The organism is Roseospira visakhapatnamensis, from assembly GCF_014197915.1.
Taxonomy (GTDB): domain Bacteria; phylum Pseudomonadota; class Alphaproteobacteria; order Rhodospirillales; family Rhodospirillaceae; genus Rhodospira; species Rhodospira visakhapatnamensis.
The window spans coordinates 1-2,282 of sequence record NZ_JACIGK010000077.1 but is presented as its reverse complement, the minus strand read 5'-3'; the positions used below and the strand labels follow the sequence as shown (position 1 = coordinate 2,282).

The 2,282-nt window shown below is 70.2% G+C and carries 5 protein-coding genes; all 5 read right to left on the bottom strand.

Annotated elements, in window-relative coordinates; genetic code table 11:
• Positions 1 to 88: 88 nt before the first annotated feature.
• Positions 89 to 406, bottom strand: a complete 318-nt coding sequence (locus GGD89_RS19465; protein WP_184049173.1) for a phage protein Gp36 family protein — start codon at positions 404 to 406, stop codon at positions 89 to 91.
• A 97-nt stretch (positions 407 to 503) separates the two neighbouring features.
• The gene (locus GGD89_RS19460; protein ID WP_184049170.1) at positions 504 to 728 is read right to left on the bottom strand and encodes a DUF7210 family protein; all 225 of its coding nucleotides are present in this window, start codon (positions 726 to 728) and stop codon (positions 504 to 506) included.
• 12 nt (positions 729 to 740) lie between these two features.
• Positions 741 to 1,691 (bottom strand): capsid protein, encoded by a 951-nt coding sequence (locus tag GGD89_RS19455; protein WP_184049168.1) that lies wholly within the window; start codon positions 1,689 to 1,691, stop codon positions 741 to 743.
• A gap of 24 nt (positions 1,692 to 1,715) precedes the next feature.
• The gene (locus GGD89_RS19450) at positions 1,716 to 2,093 is read right to left on the bottom strand and encodes a capsid cement protein (RefSeq protein ID WP_184049165.1); all 378 of its coding nucleotides are present in this window, start codon (positions 2,091 to 2,093) and stop codon (positions 1,716 to 1,718) included.
• A 3-nt stretch (positions 2,094 to 2,096) separates the two neighbouring features.
• The coding region (locus GGD89_RS19445; RefSeq protein ID WP_221238578.1) for a hypothetical protein at positions 2,097 to 2,282 on the bottom strand (186 nt) is incomplete at its 5' end.

The window sequence follows — 2,282 nt, the reverse complement described above, 5'->3', positions numbered from 1 at the left end:
ACTGGGCCACCACCGACCGCGTCTACATCAACATGGAAAACCGGGATGACTGAGGGACCTCAGGCCGAATTTCCATCCTTCAGGTTGCTCAATCCTGCTGTCCCGTCTTCCCGGCCACCACGGCGCGCAGGAACGCAACCGTGTCCTGGTAGTCCCGCCCCTCCCGGCCCTCCGGCGGCGCGCCGGACGCCAAGGCGTAGCGGGCGATGATGATGCAATGCTGGCGCGCCAGGTCGGCGGCCAGGGCGTAGCGCCCTCCCAGGTAGCCATCGATCACACCGGAGGCATCGGCCAGGGCGGCGGTCAGCGCGGCCTCGTCGATCCCGCCGCCCTCCGCCCGCGCCAGGTCCTCGGCCTGGTTTTCGCCGATCTGGTCGATCATCTCGGATGCGGTCGCATAGGCCATGGATCAGGCGCCTCCTGTTGTTCGGGCTGGCCGGGGCCTCGCGACCCCGCCCGGCGCCCTCCGCCCGCCGGGATCGGCACCCGGGTTTCGCGTGGCATCACTTGGGCGGCTCGCCGTTCGCTGGCGCCGGCGTCGGTTCGGTCTTGCGCCCGCGCCCGCCGGTGGACGGCGCGGGTGCAGACGCCGGTTCCACATGCCCCCGCCGCTCGTGGTGCGCGGCCTGGGCCGGGGTCAGCTCGACGGTGTCGCCGGGCTGGTAACGCCGGCCGTTGTGGCGCATCCGGGTCTTGGCGATACGGGTCACGGTCTTTGGTTCGGTCATGGGTCAGGCCCCTCAGTTCGTCGCCACGACGTCTTCCAGCAGGAAGCCGGCGTGCTTGGCGATGATGAGTTCCTTGACCGTCTCGCCGACGCGCACGTACTCACCGCCACGCAGGCCCATGTCCACGGCCTTCGTGCCGCTGACCCGGGTTCCGAACTGCGCCGTCAGCCCCCAGGTCATGCCGCCACTCTCCGGACTGGCGGTGGGGTCGATGAACAGGCCGGCGATGTGCGGTCCCCACAGGTAGGACAGGCTCACGGCCTGGCCCGGCCGGTTGACGTTCGCCCGGCCCATGCCGACCACCACCTGCTGGACTTCCAGCAGTTCGGCCAACTCCTGGCGGCTGATCACGCCTTCCGTCACCGGCTGCCCCTTGATGGCCTGCACCAGCTTCGGGTGGCGCCGCACCTTGGTCCACGCGGTCTGGCCGAACACCAGGGTGTTGGGCCGCAGCAGGCAGGCGTTCAGCATGTCCATGAGCCCGCCGTAGGGGTCGCTGTTGGTGTAATCGCTGAACTGGTCGGTGCCGGACAGCACGGCCGCCAGGCCGTTGGCATAGCTGCCGGCGCTGAACACCGTTCCCGCCACCCGCTGTTCGCGATCCAGGGTGACGACGTTGGTCGCCACTTCCGTCCGCTGGCCGCGCGGGTCGAACCCGCTCCGCTCGGCCTCCCGGATGGTGTCGTTGTCGAGCGGAACGGCGAGACCGAAGTCTTCGCACGAGCCGTCGTGTTCCTCCCCCCGGATCTCCATCGTCCGGACCTGCGACCGCCGGCCCACCCGCGTATCGGGGATCGTGTAGGACTGTTCGATGGGGTAGCTGGTCCACTTGAACTTCAGGCCACTGACCGGTCGGCGCGGCATCACCTCGTCGGCGATCAGCGTATGCGCCGGATTGCTGTAGGCGATGGCGATCGCCGTTTGTGTGGCGTCTTCCGTGTATTGGGACTGGTCATCGGCCATGGGGATCAGGCTCCGTCAGAAGTGTCAGGCGCCCTGCATCAGGCCGGGCACGATGAGGACACGGGTCAGGGCGTCGGTGGCACCGGCCTCCAGCGCGATCCCGACGACGCGGGCGTTGGCGCCGGCCGCCGGGGCGGCCAGCACCGCCTTGCCGTCGCTGGCGCTGGTGACCGGATCGCCCATCGCGAAGGCGCCGCCGGCGGTGACCTGCTGGACACCGGACAACATCACGTCCACCGGCTTGCCGGCGGCCTCGGCGCCGCGCGGGCCGGTGACGCCGATCAGCTTGTCCGTAGCGGCGGTGCCCTGGGCCACCTGGTCGTCCGTGGCCGTGGCGGCGACGATGCGGTGGGGAGCGATGACCCCGGCGCTGGTGAAGTTGAGGGTCAGACCGAGATCCATGGATCAGCCCCCCATCACGTGCGCGACGGCGTCGCTGGTGCTAACCGTGATGCCCTTGGCGGCCATCTCGGCGCGGTACGCCTGGGCCTTCTGGGCGGCCGCCTGGGGCGTGATCCCGCCGGCGCCAGCCGGGCGCGAGGGCATGGTCACGGGCTTGGTGATGTCCGCCTTCTGGGCGCTCGCCACCCA